General features: G+C 63.1%; 19 protein-coding genes and 1 pseudogene. 17 read left to right on the top strand and 3 right to left on the bottom strand.

Annotation, left to right across the window (positions count from 1 at the left end):
* Positions 1-6 precede the first annotated feature (6 nt).
* Positions 7-687: a hypothetical protein gene (locus EJ074_RS10955; RefSeq protein ID WP_129553337.1), complete on the bottom strand. Its 681-nt coding sequence runs from the start codon at positions 685-687 to the stop codon at positions 7-9.
* Positions 688-900: 213 nt separating this feature from the next.
* On the opposite strand from EJ074_RS10955, the gene EJ074_RS10950 reads away from it, so the two are divergent.
* The 8 genes from EJ074_RS10950 (at position 901) to urtE (ending at position 10,913) form a co-directional block, all read left to right on the top strand.
* Positions 901-1,626 (top strand): response regulator, encoded by a 726-nt coding sequence (locus EJ074_RS10950; protein ID WP_129553336.1) that lies wholly within the window; start codon positions 901-903, stop codon positions 1,624-1,626.
* Complete coding sequence (locus EJ074_RS10945) at positions 1,623-2,867, top strand: ATP-binding protein (RefSeq protein WP_129553335.1); 1,245 nt, start codon at positions 1,623-1,625, stop codon at positions 2,865-2,867. The genes EJ074_RS10950 and EJ074_RS10945 overlap by 4 nt, the downstream gene beginning before the upstream one ends.
* A gap of 383 nt (positions 2,868-3,250) precedes the next feature.
* Entirely contained in the window at positions 3,251-3,583 is a 333-nt protein-coding gene (locus tag EJ074_RS10940) for an acetylxylan esterase (RefSeq protein WP_245454833.1), read from the top strand.
* Between the two features lie 1,562 nt (positions 3,584-5,145).
* On the top strand, positions 5,146-6,456 hold the full coding sequence (gene urtA, locus EJ074_RS10935) for an urea ABC transporter substrate-binding protein (RefSeq protein ID WP_129553334.1): 1,311 nt from the start codon (positions 5,146-5,148) through the stop codon (positions 6,454-6,456).
* Positions 6,457-6,558: 102 nt separating this feature from the next.
* Positions 6,559-8,175: an urea ABC transporter permease subunit UrtB gene (urtB, locus tag EJ074_RS10930; RefSeq protein ID WP_129553333.1), complete on the top strand. Its 1,617-nt coding sequence runs from the start codon at positions 6,559-6,561 to the stop codon at positions 8,173-8,175.
* Entirely contained in the window at positions 8,172-9,404 is a 1,233-nt protein-coding gene (urtC, locus tag EJ074_RS10925; RefSeq protein ID WP_207210066.1) for an urea ABC transporter permease subunit UrtC, read from the top strand. The genes urtB and urtC overlap by 4 nt, the downstream gene beginning before the upstream one ends.
* Positions 9,401-10,147: an urea ABC transporter ATP-binding protein UrtD gene (gene urtD / locus EJ074_RS10920; RefSeq protein WP_129553332.1), complete on the top strand. Its 747-nt coding sequence runs from the start codon at positions 9,401-9,403 to the stop codon at positions 10,145-10,147. The genes urtC and urtD overlap by 4 nt, the downstream gene beginning before the upstream one ends.
* A gap of 70 nt (positions 10,148-10,217) precedes the next feature.
* Positions 10,218-10,913 carry an urea ABC transporter ATP-binding subunit UrtE gene (urtE, locus tag EJ074_RS10915; protein WP_129553331.1) on the top strand — a complete coding sequence of 232 codons (696 nt, stop codon included), beginning with the start codon at positions 10,218-10,220 and terminating at the stop codon, positions 10,911-10,913.
* Between the two features lie 57 nt (positions 10,914-10,970).
* On the opposite strand, the gene EJ074_RS10910 is transcribed toward urtE, so the two are convergent.
* Positions 10,971-11,996, bottom strand: coding sequence for a LacI family DNA-binding transcriptional regulator (locus EJ074_RS10910; protein WP_129553330.1), 1,026 nt, complete (start codon positions 11,994-11,996; stop codon positions 10,971-10,973).
* Positions 11,997-12,190: 194 nt separating this feature from the next.
* Between EJ074_RS10910 and EJ074_RS10905 the strand changes: the two genes are divergently transcribed.
* From EJ074_RS10905 to EJ074_RS10880, 6 genes are all read left to right on the top strand, one after another.
* A complete protein-coding gene (locus EJ074_RS10905; RefSeq protein WP_129554039.1) occupies positions 12,191-13,222 on the top strand; it encodes a Gfo/Idh/MocA family oxidoreductase in 1,032 nt (343 codons plus the stop codon).
* Between the two features lie 2 nt (positions 13,223-13,224).
* Positions 13,225-14,130: a sugar phosphate isomerase/epimerase gene (locus EJ074_RS10900; protein ID WP_189523853.1), complete on the top strand. Its 906-nt coding sequence runs from the start codon at positions 13,225-13,227 to the stop codon at positions 14,128-14,130.
* Between the two features lie 83 nt (positions 14,131-14,213).
* On the top strand, positions 14,214-15,221 hold the full coding sequence (locus EJ074_RS10895) for a substrate-binding domain-containing protein (protein WP_129553328.1): 1,008 nt from the start codon (positions 14,214-14,216) through the stop codon (positions 15,219-15,221).
* An 86-nt stretch (positions 15,222-15,307) separates the two neighbouring features.
* Positions 15,308-16,096: an ATP-binding cassette domain-containing protein gene (locus EJ074_RS10890; protein ID WP_129553327.1), complete on the top strand. Its 789-nt coding sequence runs from the start codon at positions 15,308-15,310 to the stop codon at positions 16,094-16,096.
* Positions 16,096-17,142 carry an ABC transporter permease gene (locus EJ074_RS10885; RefSeq protein WP_129553326.1) on the top strand — a complete coding sequence of 349 codons (1,047 nt, stop codon included), beginning with the start codon at positions 16,096-16,098 and terminating at the stop codon, positions 17,140-17,142. Before EJ074_RS10890 ends, EJ074_RS10885 begins: the two co-directional genes overlap by 1 nt.
* 189 nt (positions 17,143-17,331) lie before the next feature.
* Positions 17,332-17,553 carry a DUF982 domain-containing protein gene (locus EJ074_RS10880; protein WP_129553325.1) on the top strand — a complete coding sequence of 74 codons (222 nt, stop codon included), beginning with the start codon at positions 17,332-17,334 and terminating at the stop codon, positions 17,551-17,553.
* Positions 17,554-17,916: 363 nt separating this feature from the next.
* Here the strand turns inward: EJ074_RS10880 and EJ074_RS10875 are convergent.
* Positions 17,917-18,887 (bottom strand): annotated as a pseudogene (locus tag EJ074_RS10875) (IS3 family transposase).
* Positions 18,888-19,041: 154 nt separating this feature from the next.
* Between EJ074_RS10875 and EJ074_RS10870 the strand changes: the two are divergent.
* The 3 genes from EJ074_RS10870 to EJ074_RS10860 all read left to right on the top strand — a co-directional run bounded on the left by EJ074_RS10870 (position 19,042) and on the right by EJ074_RS10860 (position 21,829).
* A complete protein-coding gene (locus tag EJ074_RS10870; RefSeq protein WP_129553324.1) occupies positions 19,042-20,043 on the top strand; it encodes an HWE histidine kinase domain-containing protein in 1,002 nt (333 codons plus the stop codon).
* A gap of 6 nt (positions 20,044-20,049) precedes the next feature.
* Positions 20,050-20,469: a response regulator gene (locus EJ074_RS10865; RefSeq protein ID WP_129553323.1), complete on the top strand. Its 420-nt coding sequence runs from the start codon at positions 20,050-20,052 to the stop codon at positions 20,467-20,469.
* Positions 20,470-20,629: 160 nt separating this feature from the next.
* Positions 20,630-21,829: an IS256 family transposase gene (locus tag EJ074_RS10860; protein ID WP_127863054.1), complete on the top strand. Its 1,200-nt coding sequence runs from the start codon at positions 20,630-20,632 to the stop codon at positions 21,827-21,829.
* Positions 21,830-21,958 lie beyond the last annotated feature (129 nt).

Raw genomic sequence — 21,958 nt, 5'->3', positions numbered from 1 at the left:
AGACGGTCAGAGTTGCTCGCCATTCCGGGGTAGGGGTGGCTGAAGCTGTCCGTGCGGACCTCCGGGGCCGGCTGCGTTGTCCGGCGGATTGCCCCAGGGATCAGGGGGCGGGCCGTGCGGCCGATCCGCCGAAGCGAGGATTTCGAGCTGTTCGGGCGTCAGCTTGGTGCGCAGCACGGCGATCGCATTCTTCAGCTTGGCGGCCGAAGCCGCGCGTTTGGTGACCTCGTCGGCCAGGCGCTCCTGAAAGGCGAAGGGATCGCGTTGCGCCTGGCCGGGGCCACCGGGGGAACCCGGCCCGCCCGCCTCGGGGCCGGGAGCGCCGGGGCCACGGTCGAACCGCGGAGGCGCCAGCACCGCCTGCAGCGCGCTGGTATAGTCGCGCCAGGCATCGAGCTGCTCAGACCGGATGCCGATGCGGGTCTCGAGGGCCGAGAGCCGGGCGGCAAGCATTTCCGGCGGCGGCGGTCCCATGCGGCGGAAGCCGAAGCCTTCCGGCGCTTGCGGCTCGTGCCGCATCGGCCCAGGCGGGCGAGGCCAGGGCATCGGCCCCGGGCCCGTGTCGTCCTTCTGATTGATGGCCGGCGGCTCGTCGCCCGGTGCGGCGCCGGGATCGGGCTGAGCGGCCAGTACGGGATGGATGGCCGCGACCGAAAACAGGCCGAGCGCCAAGAGTTTGCTACGCATGACATGATCCTTTGCTTGCATGCTTCGGATGGCTGGAGGATAGGAGGCGTCTTTTGCCGCTTCGCGTCGCGGCATTGCCGAAGGTTTCCGGAAGAAGGAGATTTGTTTCCGAATGTTTCCAACGGCTTTGCGGAAACGTTCCGTTGCAATTTTCCGTGCCGCTTGGCGGCGTCGCTCCCTATAATCAGGGACGAAAAGGCAAGCGGGCGAAGAATGCAGACACAATCCCACATCCTCGTCGTCGACGACGACCGCGAGATCAGGACGCTGCTCGGGCGCTATCTCGACAGACAGGGATTTCGTGTCTCCGTGGCGGCGGACCGGCGCGAATGCGAGCACAAGCTTGGCTCCGGCCAGTTCGACCTCATCGTGCTCGACGTCATGCTGCCTGACGGCTCCGGTCTCGACATCTGCCGGAGCCTGCGGGACCGCAAGCCGCATATCCCGGTCATCCTGCTGACCGCGCTGAAGGAAGATGTCGACCGCATCATCGGGCTGGAGCTCGGCGCCGACGACTACCTCGGCAAGCCGTTCAATCCGCGCGAGCTTACGGCTCGCATCCGGGCGGTGCTCAGGCGCTCGGCGCCGGACGAAGTCGCCCCACCCAAGGTTCGCGTCTATCATTTCGCCGGTTACCGGCTGGAGCCGGACACGCGCAGTGTGATGAACGCCGACGGAGCCCTGATCGATCTTACCGGCGCCGAGTTCGACCTGCTGCAGGTCTTTCTCGACCGGCCGGGGAGGCTTTTGTCGCGCGACCAGCTGCTCGATCTGACGCAAGGGCGCGAGCGCGACCCGCTCGACCGGTCCGTCGACGTGCTGATGAGCCGGCTGCGCCGGAAGTTCGCCGAGGCGGGCGAGGAGAACCTGTTCAAGACCGTGCGCAATGGTGGCTATCAACTGACCGCGCGCGTCGAGACGGCGGAGACCGGGGCATGACCTCGCTGCGCCGGCGGCTGATCATCCTTCTGGTCGTTTCGATCCTGGGCGTGGTCGGGCTTGCCACCTTCGTCGCCGTCAAGGTCCTCGGTGGGCCGTCGCCGGAGCTGACCATGGGGCCGCTGGCGCAACAGATACAGTACATGGTGCAGCTGGTTCCCGGCCATGTGCCGGGCAGCGGCGATGCGCCGGTGACGATCAGCGATCGTCCGGCGCCGGGTTTCGAGGACCGCAAGCACACGCGAGTGCTGAACGACATGCTGCGCCAGAACGGCCTCGATGTTTCGGCGGTCGTCAGCCGCAACACCGGGCAACCTGGGATGGTCGCGTCGGTCGCGCTGCCCGATCATCGCTTTATGATCGTCAATGTCCCCGACTTGGGCCCGCCGCGCGATGTCTGGTATGTTTTCGCCGGCTGGATGGCGCTGATCGTGCTCGGCGCGACGCCGGTGTCGATCTATTTCACCGGCGTGCTGGTGCGGCCGCTCGAAATGCTCGAAGCCGCCGTCAGCAAGATCGGCTCGGACGGGGTGCTGGCGACCTTGCCGGAAAAAGGCTCGGTCGAGGTGAGGGCCACCGCCCATGCGCTCAACGAACTGTCGGCAAGATTGAGAACGGCGATGGAAAGCCGCATGCGGCTGGTGGCCGCCGCCGGCCACGATCTCAGGACCCCAATGACCAGGATGCGGCTCCGCGCCGAGTTCCTCGAAGAGGACCGCGAGAAGTGGCTGAGCGACCTCGACGAGCTTGACCGCATCTCCGACAGCGCCATCCGCTTGGTGCGCGAGGAGGTCAACCAGGACGCGGTTGAGCCGGTGGCTCTGGAGACGCTGGTTCGCGATATCGAAGTCGAGATGGTCTCGCTCGGTCATGCGGTGACGATCGACCATCTCGACCATGTGTTGGTCAAAGCCGGCGCGCTTGGCTTGCGCCGGGCGCTCCGCAACCTGATCGTCAACGCCGCCACACATGGCAAGAACTGCACGGTCTCGCTATCCGGGCAAGGCAACCGAGCGGTTCTCACCATCGGCGACCGCGGCCCCGGCATTCCGCAGGACCTCTTGAACAAAGCCTTCGAGCCGTTCTTCCGGGTCGACCCGGCGCGCATGCAGTTCATTCCCGGCGCCGGACTGGGGCTGGCGATCGCCAAGGAGATCATCGAGCGTTATGGCGGATCGATAAGGCTTGAGAACAGGCAGGGGGGTGGACTGGTGCAGACAATCATCTTTCCCCGGGAGTAGAACACAAGCCAACGATACCGTCGGCTCCCTCGATAAACATATGATGTCACGTCATCCCGGGCTCGATCTGTCGACAGGGAAAAGGCGCGACTTACGCGCCACGTTCCAGCCCGGACTCGCGCGCGCCGGCGGTGGCAGAGCTGGCGCACCCTATCTGTGCAAGAACGTGGGGCTCTGCTCGCCTCGGAAGTGAAGTCTTCGCTGAAGCCGCAATTTGCCCGCAGTATTTCTCCGCCCATGCGTCCTTTCCAGACATTTTGTGTACCAATGGAAACAGTCGTATCGCGAGAAGAAGGCGAAGGTCTTTGAGACGCTCTCCTATTTCGACTGCGTCAACTTCGCCCGGCAGTGCAAGGCAGCGGCGCTGTTTTTCGGTGGCCCTGATGGACGAAGTCTGCCCGCCCTCTACCGTTTATGGCGCATTCAATGCCTACGATGGCGAAAAGACCATCGTAGAGTACCATTTCAACAACCATGAAGGCGGGCAGGGCTATCAGGAGCGCGAACAGATGGCGTGGCTGAGCGGGCTGTTCGGTGTCGGCCGACGCGAGCGGCCCAGCACTACGTTTCGCCGTCGCAGCGCGCCTCTGCTTGGCGCGCAATCTAAGCTCCAACGGCTATCAGACGCCCCTGTTGCTCTACGCACTTCCATTCTGCAGCAGCACCCCGGCATACGCTTCGAGGGCCTGCCCAACCCAGCCGCTCAACGATGCTGAAGCAGCTTTAACAGCCGCCCTGGCCGAGCCGTGTGGGTTTGGATAGCATCGGCTCCCCTGCTCGGTGTCAGCTTACTCAGTCCTCTGCCCGAGGACCGGACAGGCAGCAAGCGGCCTCAAACCAGTCGCGTTCATACCAGGACAAAGCAATCAGTGCCGCTTTCTTGGCAGGTGACGGCTGACACCGATTGGATTGAATTAGCCCGTCCGGTGACATATTGATTTTCCGTCGCAAACGACTGCCCTCCGGACCAACCAAATCATTATATATCAACACATTACGCTTACTTCTTCAAGAATTAACCGAGCGGTGTCAGATATCATGAGTTATGGATGGAATGATTTTGGGCTCGCTGGTCAATCCGTCTTGTTGACGTCACCTGTGAGACGTAGCGTAAGCCCTTGGATCTCGAAAGCCTCTCCGACGGTGGGTGCGGGGATCGGCGGCAACGGCGTACGAAAGGGGCCGGCGTGACCTATACCGGTCGTGCTCGGCTCAGGAATGACCACTTTGCGCCTGATGTTGCCTTGATGTTTGATTACGATCGACTGAAGGATCAGGCGAGGGTGGTAGGCGAAGCCCTGCAGGCCACGGGTCGACCTCCTCGCGGCAAAGCATTCCTGCATCGGCTATGCCCACGGGCGAGGTTTGTTTTATGGACCTCGTCACAGACCGCGCGTCGAAAATTCCCGCAGGCAACGCTGCACGATGAATCCGAGAATGGCTCAAACTCCTCGGCGTCATGGCAGCATCAACAGGACCGCTTGGCAACATCATAAAGAGGCCGTCTCTCTGTTTCAGCCTCTACGATGTTGACGAGTGTGCATCGGCTCTCGAGGCGGCGTTCTCCAGCTGCCGGAAAGTGAACTCGTCGAAGGATAGTTGCGTCAAGCCCGTCCGGAGAGGCAACGACACCGAGGTCAAACGCCGCTGCAATTGACGTCGAATTCATCCTGTAAGCCGTCGACCGTGCAGCGGCGTGCGACGATGTCCGCTTGGCCGTCCGCCTGCTGGGCTACTCGGGCGGGCCCTTCAAAGTCGGCTAGCAGTAAGTGGTTCGGAAGGAACTGACGATCGTCGGTTCGCGCCTAAACCGCCGGCTGTTGTCGTGCGTCGTCCTCGTACGCGAGGCCTCGGCTGCCGGTCGGGTTGCCGGGCGGCAATGCGCCGTTAAGCAGCCGCTAGAACGGACGGATTTCCTGCCGAAAAGCGCTCGTCTAGCCGCCGCGCGTCTTCCCCAGGCCCAGCCCCCCAATTCGACACGGCTTCTCTCTCTCACAATCTCGACAGGATCGCGCTATCCGCTGCTGGGATTTCCGGTGGTTCCTTGGAAGGCCAACGGCAGATCTAAAACAGGCAACAGGAAAAGCGATGAAAATAGAGGCAGAAGCTTAAAATTTGACATACCCTCCAGCAGAATCGGCCGTTATAACTTGAGTTGAAACTAATTAACCGTCTGTAAACTATCGTTTTTCTGTCCGGCGCTTTGGGCTTTCGGTTTTGGCACGCAGCTTGCACCGATATGTTGCGATGCACAACAACCAGTTTGGGAGCGTGGAACATGAGGGGTAATTTCTCGACAATAACAAAAATGTTTTCGGCCAGCCTAATCGCTGCCGGTCTGTCGATTTCGGCTCCGGCCAAGGCGGCCGACGACACGATCAAAGTCGGCATCCTCCATTCGCTGTCGGGTACTATGGCGATTTCGGAGACAACGCTGAAGGACGTCATGCTGATGCTGATCGAGGAGCAGAACGCCAAGGGCGGCCTGCTCGGAAAGAAGCTCGAGGCGGTCGTCGTCGATCCGGCGTCCAACTGGCCGCTGTTCGCCGAAAAGGCGCGCGAGCTGATCTCTAAGGACAAGGTCGCGGCTGTGTTCGGCTGCTGGACCTCAGTGTCGCGCAAATCGGTGCTGCCGGTGTTCTCGGAACTCGACAACATCCTCTTCTACCCTGTGCAATATGAGGGTGAGGAAAGCGAGCGCAACGTCTTCTACACCGGTGCTGCCCCGAACCAGCAGGCCATCCCGGCCGTCGACTACCTGATGAGCGCCGATGGCGGCTCGGTGAAGCGCTGGGTGCTCGAGGGCACCGACTATGTCTATCCGCGCACGACCAACAAGATCCTCGAGGCCTATCTCAAGGCGAAGGGCGTACCGGCCGACGACATCATGGTCAACTACACGCCGTTCGGCTTCTCCGACTGGCAGACCGAGGTCTCGGCGATTAAGAAGTTCGGCACTGCCGGCAAGAAGACGGCCGTGGTCTCGACCGTCAATGGCGACGCCAACGTTCCGTTCTACAAGGAACTCGGCAACCAGGGCATCCAGGCCGAGGATATCCCGGTCATGGCTTTCTCGGTCGGCGAGGAAGAACTGGCCGGTCTCGACACCGGACCGCTGGTCGGCCACCTCGCCGCCTGGAACTATTTCGAGAGCGTCGATACGCCCGAGAACAAGAAGTTCATCGACGATTGGCACAAGTTCATCAAGAACGACAAGCGCACCACCAACGACCCGATGGAAGCCCACTATATCGGCTTCAACATGTGGGTGAAGGCGGTGGAGAAGGCCGGCACCACCGATCCGGACAAGGTCATCGACGCCATGGTCGGCGTCTCGGTGCCAAACCTGACCGGCGGCTATTCGGCGATGATGCCGAACCATCACATCACCAAGCCCGTGCTGATCGGCGAGATCCAGGCCGACGGCCAGTTCGAGACCGTCTCGCAGACGCCCGGCCTCGTGATGGGCGACGAATGGTCCGACTACCTGCCCGATTCCAAGAACCTGATCTCCGATTGGCGCGCGCCGCTTTCCTGCGGCAACTTCAACGTCGCCACCGGCAAGTGCGGCGGCAAGGGCACCAACTGATCCTCCCAGGTCTGTCCGGTCGCGGCGTGGGACCGCGGCCCGGGCGGGGCCTTCGCGTCCCGCCCGGGCAGAAACTCAAATCTTTGAGATTCGCTGAAGCTGATGATCCTATTGCGCGCAATTGGCTTGACGCTGCTGCTGACGATGGCAGGCCTGCTGCCCTCGAAGGCAGCCGAGGCCGATCTTCGCGCGACCATCGCCAAATTCGCGACGGCAACCAATTTCTCGGCCACGGAAGCGATCGTGCGCGAGCTCGCGGCCAGCGGCGACCCCGCCGTCGAAAAGCCGCTATCGGCGCTCGCTGACGGCAACCTCTATATCCGCAAGGCCGATTCCCAGGTCTTCATCGGCAAGGACGCGGCGAGCGGCGTCGAACTGCTCGATCCGCTGAGCGGCGACAAGTCCGCCGATGCCGCCAAGGCCGATCTCACCAAGATCAAGGTCAATAACGCTCTTCGCCGCGCCATTCGCGACGCGTCGGGCGCGCTGACGCTGCGCGCCAAGGATGCGAGCGTGCGCCTCGCCGCCGCCACGACCATGTTCAAGACGCCTGACGCCGCGAATATCGAGCCGCTCGATGCCGCGATCGCCGCCGAAACCGCCCCTGCCGTCAAGGCGCTGTTCGAGCAGGCGCGCGCGGCGTCGGTTCTGGCTTCCGACAAGCCGGAAGCCGACAAGCTCGCTGCCATCGCGGTCATCGCGGCGCGTGGCAACCGCGATGCGCTTTCGCTGCTGACCTCCGTGGAGACCAGCGCGCAAGGCGCGGTCAAGGACGCGGCGACCGCCGCGATCGGCCATATCAATTCGACGCTGGCGCTGTGGGATGCCGGCCAGAACATCTCGTACGGCATATCGCTCGGATCGGTGCTGCTGCTGGCCGCCATCGGTCTCGCCATCACCTTCGGCGTCATGGGCGTCATCAACATGGCGCATGGCGAAATGGTGATGCTCGGCGCCTACACCACTTTCGTCGTCCAGCAGCTGATCCGCACCTCATTTCCGGGCCTCTTCGACTGGTCGCTGGTGATTGCGCTGCCGCTCGCTTTCCTGGTGTCGGGGCTGGTCGGCCTTGCCATCGAGCGCGGGGTCATCCGCTTCCTCTACGGCCGGCCGCTGGAGACGCTTCTGGCTACTTGGGGCATCTCGCTGATCCTGCAGCAGGCGGTGCGCACCATCTTCGGCCCGACCAACCAGGAGGTCGGCAATCCGTCCTGGATGTCGGGGGCGTTCAACATCGGCCAGTTGGCCGTCACCTGGAACCGGCTGTGGATCCTGGTGTTCGCGCTCCTGGTGTTCGGCGTTCTGCTCTATGTCATGAAGCGAACACCCTGGGGCCTGCAGATGCGCGCCGTCACCGCCAATCGCCGCATGGCCGCATCCATGGGCATCAGGACGCCCTGGGTCGACGCGCTGACCTTCGCGCTCGGCTCCGGCGTCGCCGGGATCGCCGGTGTGGCGCTCAGCCAGATCGACAACGTCTCGCCCAATCTCGGCCGCGGCTACATTATCGACAGTTTCATGGTCGTGGTGTTCGGCGGCGTCGGCAATCTCTGGGGCACGCTGGTCGGCGCCTTCTCGCTCGGCATCGTCAACAAGTTCCTCGAGCCCTATGCCGGCGCGGTGCTCGGCAAGATCGTCGTGCTGGTACTGATCATCCTGTTCATCCAGAAGCGCCCGCGCGGCCTGTTCGCGCTGAAGGGCAGGGCGGTGGAAGCATGATCACGCAGCGCTTCCTCGGCGCCGACCGGCGCGTCGCGATCACGATAGTCATCCTGCTGGCCGCGGCCATCATCGTGCCGCTGCTCAACCTCGCGGTCTCGCCGGCAAGCGCCATTTACATCCCGCCCTATATCGTGGCGCTGGTCGGCAAGTATCTCTGCTACGCGCTGCTGGCGCTGGCGCTCGACCTCGTCTGGGGTTATTGCGGCATCCTCTCGCTCGGCCACGGCGCCTTCTTCGCGCTGGGCGGCTATGCGATGGGCATGTATCTGATGCGCCAGATCGGTTCACGCGGCGGCTACGGCAATCCCATCCTGCCCGACTTCATGGTGTTCCTGAACTACAACGAACTGCCCTGGTTCTGGCATGGCTTCGACCATTTCTGGTTCGCGGTGCTGATGGTGCTGGCGGTGCCCGGCTTGCTCGCCTTCGTGTTCGGCTGGTTCGCTTTCCGCAGCCGCGTCACCGGCGTCTATCTCTCGATCATCACCCAGGCTGTGACCTACGCGCTGCTGCTTGCCTTCTTCCGCAACGACATGGGCTTTGGCGGCAATAACGGCCTGACCGACTTCAAGGATATTCTGGGCTTCAACGTGCAGGCCGACGCGACGCGCTCGGCGCTGTTTTCGGCAAGCGCCGTCACGCTCGCGCTCGCCGTCTTCGTCACCGCGGCGATCGTGCACTCCAAATACGGCAAGCTGCTGATGGCGGTGCGCGACGCGGAGAGCCGCACCCGCTTCCTCGGCTGGCGGGCCGAGAACGTAAAGCTCTTCGCCTTCACCGTCTCGGCCGTCATGGCCGGCATTGCCGGGGCGCTCTACGTGCCGCAGGTCGGCATCATCAATCCCGGCGAGTTCGAGCCAGCCAATTCGATCGAGGTGGTGATCTGGACCGCCGTCGGCGGGCGCGGCACCATCGTCGGCCCGATCATCGGCGCGCTGCTGGTCAATGCGGGCAAATCCTGGTTCACCGGCATGCTGCCGGAATTCTGGCTGTTCGCGCTTGGCGGGCTGTTCATCGCCATTACACTGTTCCTGCCCAAGGGCGTGGTCGGCATGTGGGACGGCTGGCGCGGCAAGGCCAGGGCGCTGCGAGCGGCCTCGCTCGCCGCGGAAGCCGGCACCGATCCGCAGGAAGCGCAGCCGACAATCGTGCGCTCGGCGGCGACGACCCCAGGCGCCTGGTCGCCCCCGGCCCCGAACCGCAGCCGGCGGAGTGAGCGACCATGAGCAAGTCGAACACCATCCTCTATCTCGACGGCGTCTCGGTCTCCTTCGATGGCTTTCGCGCCATCAACAATCTGTCGCTGGTGCTCGACAAGGGCGAGATGCGCGCCATCATCGGGCCTAACGGCGCCGGCAAGACGACGATGATGGACATCGTCACCGGCAAGACGCGGCCGGACGAGGGCGAGGTGTTTTTCGACGGTCAGGTCGACCTCACCCGATATGACGAGGCGGAGATCGCCATGATGGGCATCGGCCGCAAGTTCCAGAAGCCGACCGTCTTCGAGAGCCACAGCGTCGAGGACAATCTGATGCTGGCGCTGAAGGGGCCGCGCTCGATCTTCCCGGCCCTGTTCCATCGCCGCTCGGCCGCCGAGGCGCGGCGCATCGACGATATCCTCGGCATCATCCGCCTCGGCGACAAGCGCGAGGAGCTCGCCGCCAATCTCAGCCATGGCCAGAAGCAGTGGCTGGAGATCGGTATGCTGCTGGCGCAGGACCCCAAGCTTTTGCTCGTAGACGAGCCGGTCGCCGGCATGACCGATGCCGAGACCGAGGAGACCGCGCGCCTGCTCAAGGACATCGCCCGCGACCATTCTGTGATCGTTGTCGAGCACGACATGCATTTCGTGCGCGAGCTCGGCGTCAAGGTCACCTGCCTGCACGAAGGCTCGGTGCTGTCGGAAGGCACGCTTGATTTCGTTTCGGCCGACGAGCGCGTCGTCGAAGTCTATCTGGGGCGCTGAGCATGATCTGGCGGATCTCCTTTCATCGTTTCGACCTTTCCTTCCTTCGGCGCTGGAGAAGGGGCTGAGCATGCTCGAAGTCTCCAACGCCACGCTGCATTACGGCGCTGCCCAGGCGCTGCGCGGTGTTTCGCTGAAAGCCGGCGCGGGCAAGATCACCTGCGTGCTCGGCCGCAACGGCGTCGGCAAGACCAGTTTGATGAGATCCATCGTCGGCCATCACAGGCTGACGAGCGGAAGCGTTGCCTTCGAGGGGAAGGCGCTCGACCGGAGCGCGGCGTATGACCGAGCCCGGTCGGGCATCGCATTCGTGCCGCAGGGCAGGGAGATCTTTCCCCTGCTCACGGTGCGCGAAAATCTGGAATCGGGCTTCGCGCCGCTGAAGCCGGGCGACCGCAACATCCCGTCGCATGTCTTCGAGCTGTTCCCAGTCCTGAACCAGATGCTGTCGCGCCGCGGCGGCGACCTTTCCGGCGGACAGCAGCAGCAACTCGCCATCGGCCGCGCGTTGGTGATGCGGCCGAAGCTCCTGGTGCTCGACGAGCCGACCGAGGGCATCCAGCCTTCGATCATCAAGGATATCGGCCGCGCCATACGCTATCTGCGCGACCAGGCCGGGATCGCGGTGCTGCTGGTCGAGCAGTACCTGGATTTCTGCCGGGAGCTTGCCGACGACGTCAACATCATGGACCGTGGCCAGATAGTGCATACCGGCCCCGCCGAGGATCTGAACAGGCGCGCTGTACGCAAGCTCCTTACTGTCTAGTGATCATCCTTTGACGCGCAGGCGACAGCCGCAAGTGGCGGACCCTACAAAGCCAGCTTAATCGCTCTCTCGCGCGATCAACTCCAGCGGCCAGACCTCGCGGATGACGCGCGCGCCGTCTGGGCCGGCGAAGGTGGGGAGTGCTGCGAGTAGCATTTCGGCGAGCCGCCTTCCCATGGGCTCCAGCGACGGACGGAAGGCGGTTAGCGCCGGGGAGAAGTAGCGGCAAAGCGGCGTGTCGACGATGACGATCACCGCGACGTCGTGGCCCGGCCTGATGCCCATCTCGGCCAGCGCCTTGCAGCCGCCAAGCGCCATCGCGTCATTGTTGAAGATGATTGCGGTCGGCCTTTCCTTGGGGAGCATCACGCGCGGCGTGACCTCGTAGCCACCGGCCTCGTTGATGAAACCGTCGGCGATAAGGTCGGGGTCGATTTCGATGCCGTGCCTCTTCAGCGCCTTACGGTAGCCGTCGAGGAACAGGTAGCCGAAGTTGAGATCAAGCGAAGGGCGGATGGCGGCAATGCGGCGGTGGCCGCGCGCGACCAGCCGGTCGACTGCTTCGTCACCCGCCCTCTCGAAATCGATATCGAGCGAAGGATAGCTGTCGCCCCCGGATTGACTCCGGCCAAGCGTGGCGAATGGAAAGCCGGCCTTGCTGAGATAGTCGATCCGATCGTCTTTCCGCCGTGTGTTAGCCAACACGACCGCATCGGCCCGGCGCGTTTCAACCACGCGGCGCAGCCTCTCCGGTTGGTATTGGCCGGGCTCACCCATGACGACCATCAGATCGAGCCCGCTTTCGGCAAGCCGCGCCTGCAGGCCGGTCAGGAAAGGGATGAAGAAAGGCTCGCCATATTGCTGGTCGCCCGGATGCGGCTGCAGCATGAACGCGATCGACCGGGTAGTGCCTTGCCTCAGACTACGGCCGGACTGGTTCGGCGAATAGTTCAACTCTCTCGCCGCTTCCAGCACGCGCTGGCGCGTATCGGCATTGACGTCGGCGCGGCCGTTCAGCGCCCGCGACACGGTGCCGATCGAAATCTTCAGATGACGCGCAAGGTCATGAATGCTGGACGCCAAGAGCCACTCTCCCTTGCCTTGGCTAGCACCGGCTGTCGCTCAGGCCAAGGCTTCGGGACGATTTTCGCGAACAGCCGGTTGACATTCTACGCCATCGGGTGTGTTCTCGTAAACGTTTACGGAGAAACGTTTACGGTGATGCCGTCGGTGCCGTGACACTCGGCCGGGAGGGGCCGAGAGAGGAGGAGCGCTGGATAATGAAGGTCGTCCTGGTCGGGTGCGGAGCCATGAGCAGGCAGTGGCTCGATGCCGCAAGGCGGATCGAGGGGCTTGCCATTGCCGGCCTTGTCGATCTCGATGCGGAGCGGGCCAAGGCGAGGGCGCGCGAATTCGATCTCGCAAACGCCGTCATCGGCACCAGTCTCGACGCAGTTCTCGATGAGGCGAAGCCCGACGCCGTGTTCGATGTCGTGGTTCCGGCGGCCCGCCGCCAAGTCGCGCTTTCGGCCTTTGCCCATCATTGCCACCTGCTCACCGAAAAGCCGCTGGCCGACAGCCCGGAGAATGCGCGGGCCATCATCGCGGCGGCGCGCCAGGCCGGCCGCGTCCACGCCGTAGTGCAGAACCGGCGCTATGTCGCCAATGTCAGGCGGATCAGGCGGTTCCTGGACTCCGGCGCCATCGGCAAGCCGACCAGCATCCATGCCGACTTCTTCATCGCGCCGCATTTCGGCGGATTTCGCGAGAAGATGCGCCACGTGCTGCTGCTTGACATGGCGATCCATACTTTCGACGCCGCGCGCTACATGGTCGCCGGCGAGCCGGCAAGCGTCTATTGCCAGGAGTGGGAGCCGGCCAGTTCCTGGTACCGGCAGGGATCGTCGGCGAGCGCAGTCTTCGATCTCGGCGGCGGCAAGGTCTTCACCTATGCCGGCTCCTGGTGCGCCGACGGTTTTCGCACGAGTTGGGAAGGCGACTGGCGCATCGTCGCCCAGCGCGGCAGCCTCCTGTGGGATGGCCATGACCGGCTGACGGCGGAGGTGGTTGCGTCCGGCCGCGACGGTATCATCGACAAGACGCAAGCCATCGAGGTGCCACCGCTCGATCCCGCCGACCGGGTCGACGGCCATCTCGGCATCATCCAGGATTTCATGCGCGGCATCGAAACCGGCACCGAGCCGGAGACCCGCGGCGCAGACAACATCAAAAGCCTCGCCATGGTATTCGGCGCGATCGAAAGCGCGGAAACCGGACGGCGCGTAGCGATCGAGATCCAGGAAGGATGACGATGCCAAACCCGCTTCTCGACATCAGGATCGGCACGATGGTGCGGGCCAATCTCGACGATCCGGCGGCCTATATCAGAGAGATAGTGCCGCTTGGCTTCGAGAGCATCCAGCCCTTCTTCTGGCAGACGCTGGGCGGCAAGGACCTGCCCAGGCTGGCCGGCCAGATAAAGGAGGCGATCGGCGATGCCGACGTGGCCGTGTCGTCGATTGGGGTGTTCGGCAATCCGCTCGAAAGCGGCGAGGTCGATCAGGGCGTGCTCCGCGCCTGGGAAGCCGTCATCGATAACGCGCATCTGTTCGGCACTTCGATGGTCTGCGGCTTCACCGGCCGCATCCGCGGCAAGGAGCTGACCGACAGCCTGCCGCGCTTCCGCGAGGTCTGGGGACCACTGGCCAGGCGCGCCGCCGACAAGGGCGTGCGCATCGCCTTCGAGAACTGCGCCATGGACGGCAACTGGGCGAGCGGCGACTGGAACATCGCCCACAACCCGGACGCCTGGGAGCTGATGTTCAACGAATTGCCCAATGACAATCTCGGGCTCGAATGGGAGCCCTGCCACCAGCTCGTATACCTGATCGACCCGATCCCGCAGATCCGCAAATGGGCGCCGCGCATCTTCCACGTCCATGGCAAGGACGCCACCGTGCGTTGGGATGTGATCCGCGAGCATGGCGTGTTCGGTCGCCTGCCTTTCGTGCAGATGCGCACGCCGGGCTTCGGCGACAGCGACTGGACGAGGGTGATCAGCGAATTGCGGCTGGCCGGCTACAAGGGCGCCATCGACATCGAGGGCTGGCACGACCCGGTCTATCGCGGCGACCTGGAGATCACCGGGCAGGCGCGCGCGCTCGACTATCTGAAGCAATGCCGGGGAGGCAATAGCTACCTGCCCAATCCGGTTTGAGCGCCGGCCGGCGGGAGGAGCCGGCCGATCCGAGCAACTGTTGAAAACCCTTGATCGCGAGGGACCAAAAGGGAGGAACGTGCATGAGCATCACGACCAGAAGAACCGTTCTACGCTCGACCGTCGTGGCGGCCGCCACGGCGCTCTGCGCCTCGATTTCCACCTTGCCGGCAAAGGCGCTCGACGCGCAATGGTGCAAGGACGTCCACATCCGCTTCTTCGTCGGCGGCGCCGAGGGCGACGCCTTCGGCACCATCGTCTATAATGGCGCCAAGCAGGCAGCGGCCGATCTCGGGCCGAAGGTCGACTACATCTTTTCCGGTTGGGACGTCGAAAAGATGGTGCAACAGTTGCGTGAAGCGGTCGCCGTCAAGCCCCAGGGCATCGCCATGATGGGCCATCCGGGCGACGCAGCGATCATGCCGCTGGCCGAACAGGCGCATAAGGACGGCATCAAGATGATGTACCAGAACGTTCCGGTGCCGACTGTGGTGGCGGCGTTCGGGGGCGGTTATGTCGGCGCGCAGCAGGAGCAGCAGGGGCGCGCGCTCGGCGCCGAGGCGTTCAAGCTGGCCGGGCTGAAGGCCGGCGACAAGGCGATCATGATCGGTCCGTTCGAGAATGAGAGCCGCGGTGCGCGCGAGCGTGGGACGGTCGCCGCGCTGAAGGAGGCCGGCGTGGATGTCATTCAGATCAATTCACAAACCGAATGGGCAGCCGATCCCAATCTCGCGATCCCGCCGATCACTGCCGCGCTGCTCAACAACCCCGGCGTCAAGGCGGTCGGTTATCCCGGCGGGCAGATGCTCGGCAATGTCGCCACTTATATGCAGGCGGCGGGGAGGAAGCCTGGCGACATTTTCAATTTCGGCTTCGACACCAGCCCACAGATCGTCGAGGCCTTCAAGGGTGGCTGGGTGCAACTGACGGCCGACCAGCAGCCGTTCATGCAGGGCTACATGCCGATCCTCAGCCTTTGCCAGCAGGTGGTGCTGGGGTTGGCTCCCATGAATGTCGACACCGGCGCCGGCTTCGTCACGCCGCAGAACTACGAGATCGTCTCAGAGCTCGCCAAGCAGGCGCTGCGCTGACCTCCCAGGCAGCCGGCCGGGCTTAACCCGGCCGGCGGGACCGCCGGCGAAGAAGCCGCCGAACAGCCATTGCAAGCGAGGATCGCATGGGCGAACGCATCATCGAACTGCGCGACATCAAGAAATCCTACGGCCAGGTCTATGCGCTGGGCGGTGTCAACCTCAGCGTCGATCGCGGCGAGGTGGTCGGCCTGATCGGCGACAACGGCGCCGGCAAGTCGACGCTGATCAAGATCCTGTCCGGCGTGGTCAGGCCGACCAGCGGAGAGATTCTGGTAGGGGAAAAGCCGGTCACGGGATGGAGCGCGGCGCGCTCGCGCGAGGCCGGCATCGAGACCGTGTTCCAGGACCGGGCTCTGGCCGTGCAGCAGACCATCGTGCGCAACATCTTCATGGGTCGAGAGCTAACCGGCTTCATGGGCTGGCTGAAGGTCAACAAGGAGATCGCGGAGGCGAGCCGGCTGATGCGCGAGATCGGCTTCACCTCGAAAGTGTTCACGCCGCATTCGATCGTCGGCCAGCTCTCGGGCGGCGAGCGCCAGGGCGTAGCGATCGCGCGCGCCATCTACAAGCAGGCGGAACTGATCATCCTCGACGAGCCGACGACGGCGCTGTCGCTGACCGAGACGGCAAAAGTTTTCCATTTCGTGCGCCAGGTGCGGGCGAGCGGCCGCTCGATCCTGTTCATCGGCCACAACATCCACCACGTCTTCGACATCGCCGATCGCTTCGTGGTGCTCGACCGCGGCAAGGTCGCGTTGACGGCCGACCGTAGCGAGGTGAAGTCTGCCGAGGACTTGATCAATTTCATGGAAGACGTGGCGCATCCCGGCGGCCTGCCGGGGCTGCACGAGGGCGCGGAGCAGAGAAGGTGATGAGCAAGGCCATGGAACCCGACCTGCAAACTCCCCTCGGAAGAACAAGCGGCCCGGCTGCCAAGGAGTGGAGTCATCCGTCCAACCACTGGCTGCGCGGCTTCGTCCTCGACAACCGCGCATCATTGGGCACGCTTGCCGTGTTCATCGTCATGATGGCGGTTTTCATCATCGCCAACCCGACCGTCTTCACTACCTGGTATCTCTACAGCTCGGTATTGACGACGCTTCCCGTTGCGCTGTTCGTGGTGGTGCCGCTGGTCTTCGTCGTCACCTGCGACGAGATCGACCTGTCGTTCCCGGCAACGATGGGTTTTGCGTCCTGGGTCTTCGCGCTGGTGGTGCAGGCTGGCTACGATCCGTTCCTCGGCATTGCGGCCGCTCTCGTCACCGGCACGCTGCTCGGCTTCCTGGTCGGGTCGCTGGTGGTCTATGGCGGGCTGTCGTCGCTGATCGCCACCCTCGGCATGAACTTCCTGCTGCGCGGCCTGATCCAGATCATCAACGAGGGCAAGTCGACGGCGCTGACCAATCTGGCCGACAGCGCGGCCTACAAGATCCTCTCCAGCCAGATCTGGGGCATTCCGGTGCAGATCTTCTGGGCGATCGCCTTCGTCGTGTTCTCGGCGCTGCTCTACAACCGGCACCGCTTCGGCGCCCAGGTAAGGGTGGTCGGCGACAATCCGGACAGCGCCAGGCAGATGGGCATCGACGTCAAGCTGGTGAAGGTGAAAGTGTTTGTCTTCACCGGCATCGGGGCGGCGATCGCCGGCACGTTCTCGGTGATGATCAACTTCACCTGGTGGCCGACGGCCGGTGACGGCTATCTTTTGCCGGTACTGGCGTCGGTATTCGTCGGCGGCACGCCGACCTGGGGTGGCATCGGCACGGTGGTCGGCGGCGCCATCGGCGCGGTCACCGTGTCGTTCATCCAGACCGGCGTGGTAGCTGCGGGCCTGAGCGGCTTTTACGTGCAGTTCTTCAACGGGCTGATCATCATCCTGTCGCTGCTCGGCCATAAGTGGAACCAGGCGCGATATCGGTGAAGCCACACTGGGGACATCGTTCAGATAGGGCTCATCGATTTTCGTAGTAATCAACCATCTTTCTCGTGAGCGGGGGGCGATATTGCGAGGCCCGGGGCCAGATTGAGTCCTGTGCGTCAGAAGCCTGGCGCGGCATTGTCCGTTGCTGATCGACGCAACGGCCCACTCGTGAAATGAATTCCGTGGTGGATGCCTACCAGTTCGTCATGGACTGGTGTGGGAACACCGGAGCCTGCGATCCGCGCCTGCAAGGCTGCATTGGCGGGTGAGATCGACGCCGAGACGGCGCGAGGCATTTTCGGTCAGTTCGCCAGGAGGAAGGACATCCTGGTCGAAGACGGAATGATGCCCGTTGCCGGCATCTGCCGGAGACGTTCTCTTTGGGTGACGGTCATGGCCGAACTGCTTTAGGGCTGCTGCGAACGCATGCCCCGCCTGATCGCATTTTTTACGCGAGGGGCCATTGCTTTCAATAACCAGATTGCCTGCCTGACCGTTAGTCCATGGTTTGCTGCGAATTCGGCAGGATTGTAGGCTTGATCCCACTGATGTCCTGACCCTGCGTGGAAACTCCCACTTTGATGCTGGCGGCAATGAAACGTGCGGGGGTCGGGAAGGTTTCGGTTTCAGACTTACGGACCTTCACGCCGAGGCAGCTAGGCAGCCAGTGACCTGCTCCCCGTTTTGTCGGCGCCTATAAGTTAGCCCTGTTCACGTTGTGAGGTGCTCCCCGTCTTTGGACCGCCCCGGGCGGGAACTTCCGGGGTGTCTGGCTCAGGCAGCGGAAGCCGCCGATGAGCCTTTCATGAGCGATATCGGCGGCTTGTTCCCGATGGCGCTGTGGGGGCGGACGGTATTGTAGTCCTTACGCCATTCCTCCATTTTCAGGCGGGCGTCGTCAAGCGTCAGGAACCAGTGGGCGTTGAGGCATTCGCTGCGGAACTTGCCGTTGAAGGATTCGATGAAGGCGTTATCCGTTGGCTTGCGACCGGCAGGCTCTCTCAAGTGTCGCCACGACATCTTCTCCCCGATAGCTGAATCTTGGGTCGACCGCGGGGGAGAAGCGCGAGACGACGACGGTGAGCACGCGGATCTTGCGGCCGGTCGCCAGTTGGTCGTGAACGAAGTCCATGGCCCAGACCTGGTTGCTGGCGATCCTCCCGCAGCTTTGCCTTCACTCGTCGCCTCGGCGTCTTGTTGCGGATTTGCAGGCCCAACTCCTTGTAGAGGCGATAGATTCGCTTGGCGTTCACGGACCATCCCTCCCGGCGCAGCAATACATGGACGCGCCGGTAGCCGTAGCGCACCCGCGTCGCCGTGATCTCCCTGATCCTAGCTTTCAAGGCCGCCTGGTCGCCGCGCTTCGACCTGTAGTGATAGAGTGAGGTTATCGATCCGCAGGCAGGCACAGGCCCGCCTGATTGAGACCTTCCAATCCTTTCGGACATCATCGACAAGACGGCGGCGGCGAACAGGCTTCAGAGCTTTTTTGACAGGACATCCTGCAGCATGGCCTTGTCGAGCGTTAGGTCGGCGACGATCTTCTTCAGCCGATTGTTCTCATCCTCGAGCTGGCGCATGCGCTTGACCTCTGATGGCGTCAGCCCGCCATAACGCTTCTTCCAATTATAGAACGTCGCGTCCGAAATGCCGGCCTTGCGGCACACCTCCGCAACCGGCGTTCCTTCATCCGCCTGGCGCAAAATGAACGCGATCTGCGCCTCCGAAAACCTTGACCTCTTCACGGAACTCTCCTTCTCCCATCATCGGGATCATAATTGGAAAATTCCAGCTCTGAACGGTCCGGAAAACCGGGAGCACGTCACCAGCCTCAGTCCGGCGGGTTGTGTAAACACCAGTTGGCCCATAGGCTGACCTCATTCAGCAGGTATCTCGACGATGAACTTGGAAGACCTCTATCGCATTCTCAGAACTGGTCACGTGCAAGCGCAGGGCATTGTTGACACCGTTCCCGACCCCTTGTTGGTGCTCGACGCCGGTCTAACCGTGCAGAGCGCCAACCGGTCGTTTATCAAAACATTCGCCGTCGAGCGCTATGAGACCATCGGCCAGCATCTCTACGAGTTAGGAAACGGCCAATGGGACATTCCCGAGCTTCGGCGTCTGCTGTCGGATGTCATTCCGAGAAGTACGGCCGTCATAGATTACAAGGTCGAGCACGAATTCCCGGACATCGGGAAAAAGACCATGCTTGTCACCGCGCGCACCTTGTTCAGCCCGGACGACGTCAGCCACGTCATGTTGTTGTCGATTGTGGACGCTACCGAGAGAAGCCGCAAAGCCGAAGAGTTCGAAGCGATATTCAGTGAGCTACGACACCGGATGAAGAACCTGCTTGGCTTGGTGCGGGCACTAGCCAATCAAACAAGGGCCGAGGGCATCTCGGGCGAGGAGTATCGCGACGCGTTCCTAGGCCGCCTAGACGCTATTGTGGAGGCGAATGACCTTTCCCTCAAAGATCATGGCGAAGATAGCCTTGAAGCACTCGTGGCGCGTGCGACCAGAGGCTTCCAGTCCAGCCCCGACGCGATCAGAGTTGAGCCCGGAACGCCGGTGACGCTTGCGTCGAAAGAGATCATGTCACTCAGCCTCGTCCTTCACGAGCTGGCCACCAACGCCGTCAAATACGGGGCCTTGTCAGTACCGGCAGGGCAAGTGGACATCCGGTGGCTGCTTGAAGATGGGAATGCGCTGCGGATCACATGGTCTGAGCGTGGCGGACCATCGGTCGCTGAACCGACCTCGACGGGGTATGGAACCCAGCTCATCCAATTTGCAATCGCCTACAATCTGGGCGGTCGGGTGGAACAGACATATCATCCTGATGGTTTGGAGGCCCAAATCGTCATCCCACTCGAAAGGGCGGCTCGCCCGGATTGAGGGCTGGTGCAGAAGACCGCGTTGATCGTTGAGGACGAATTTCTGATCGCGATGGACCTCAAAGCCATGGTTGAGCGTCGCGGCTGGAGAGTTTTGGGTCCAGTTGCGACTGTTGCAAACGCACTGCGCCTGCTGGAAGAGGAACTGCCGTCGGTCGCGCTCCTCGATATCCATCTGGGCAATGAGGTTGTCACTCCTGTCGCGGAAATGTTGAGCAGCCTCGGCATTCCTTTCGCTGTGGCAAGCGCTTATGACCGGCCGGATCTCGCCGGTGGCCCTGTGATGTCAGGAGTGCACAATGTGGGCAAGCCGACCTCGGAGCATCGGCTGGCGGAGGTGTTGAGGTTGCTCAACATTTCGGCGACAGGAGTGCGATCGCAATATCTGACATTTCCTTCGAACCGGTTCGGGCTGCATTCGAGCTAGTTACGGTCGTGCCCCGCTGAGTGGTGTAGCTCGGCGGTAGCGAAGCCGCTCGCGAGCGCGCCCTCAACAGCGCCGTAGCGAGCGAGCGGCGTAGCGGTGGTCATCGATGTTCTTCGGTAGGGTTGGGTTGCTGACACAACCTGATTCGAAGGAAGCACCGATGACCGACGACATGATGGACCTGCGCACGCTCGTGGAGAAGACCCCCGACGCCGATATCTTGCGCGAGATGATCGGCTTTGCCGCTGAGCGGCTGATGGAGCTGGAAGTGGGCGCGGCGACCGGCGCGGCCCATGGCGAGAAGAACCCGCTGCGGCTTGTCCAGCGCAACGGCTATCGCGACAGGGACTGGGAGACGCGGGCCGGCACGGTCGAGCTGCGCATCCCAAAGCTGAGGAAGGGCTCCTACTTCCCCAGCTTCCTGGAGCCGCGACGCATGGCCGAGAAGGCGCTCACCGCGGTCATCCAGGAGGCCTACGTGCAGGGCATCTCGACGCGCTCGGTCGACGACCTGGTCAAGGCGATGGGCGCGAGCGGCGTCTCCAAAAGCCAGGTGAGCCGGCTCTGCGAGGAGATCGACGGCAAGGTGAAGGCCTTTCTCGAGCGGCCGATCGAGGGCGATTGGCCATACCTGTGGATCGACGCCACCTACCTGAAGGTGCGCCGCGGTGGCCGCATCGTCTCGGTCGCCGTCATCATCGCCGTCGGCGTCAACGCGGACGGCCGCCGCGAGGTGCTGGGCATGGAGGTCGGCACCTCCGAGGCCGAGCCGATCTGGACCGAGTTCCTGCGCAAGCTGACCCGTCGCGGCCTGCGCGGCGTCAAGCTTGTCGTCTCCGATGCTCATGAGGGCCTCAAGGCCGCCGTCACCAAGGTGCTCAGCGCCACATGGCAGCGCTGCCGGGTCCACTTCATGCGAAACGTGCTGGCGCACGCCGGCAAGAGCGGCCGCAGGGTCGTCTCGGCCTTCATCGCGACCGCCTTCGCCCAGGAGACGCCCGAGGCTGCCAGCGCCCAATGGCGTGCCGTCGCCGACCAGATCCGGCCGAAGGTGCCGAAGCTGGCGACAATCATGGACGAGGCCGAGCCCGACGTGCTGGCCTACATGACCTTCCCCAAGGAACATCGCACCAAGCTCCACTCGACGAATCCGATCGAGCGTCTCAACGGCGAGATCAAGCGGCGCACCGAGGTCGTCGGCATCTTCCCCAATGACGATGCCATTGTCCGTCTCGTCGGCGCGTTGCTGCTTGAACAGAATGATGAATGGGCCGTGCAGCGGGCGCGCTACATGACTCTTGAGACCATCAGCCAAATGAGCGATGATCCGCTCATCAGCCTGCCGGCAGTGGCGCGCTGATCAATTCCGGCCCATGCCGGAGAGCACGGCGACCAATGCCGTCAGCTACACCACTCCAGTGGGCACGATCCTAGTTACTCCGCGAAATCGGTTGATGATGACTCCCCGGGGTAACTTGCTGGTGCCAGT

The sequence above is a fragment of the Mesorhizobium sp. M3A.F.Ca.ET.080.04.2.1 genome, from assembly GCF_003952525.1.
Taxonomy (GTDB): domain Bacteria; phylum Pseudomonadota; class Alphaproteobacteria; order Rhizobiales; family Rhizobiaceae; genus Mesorhizobium.
Note: the sequence above shows the minus strand (reverse complement) of the source record. Positions and strands in the feature narration are given on the sequence as shown.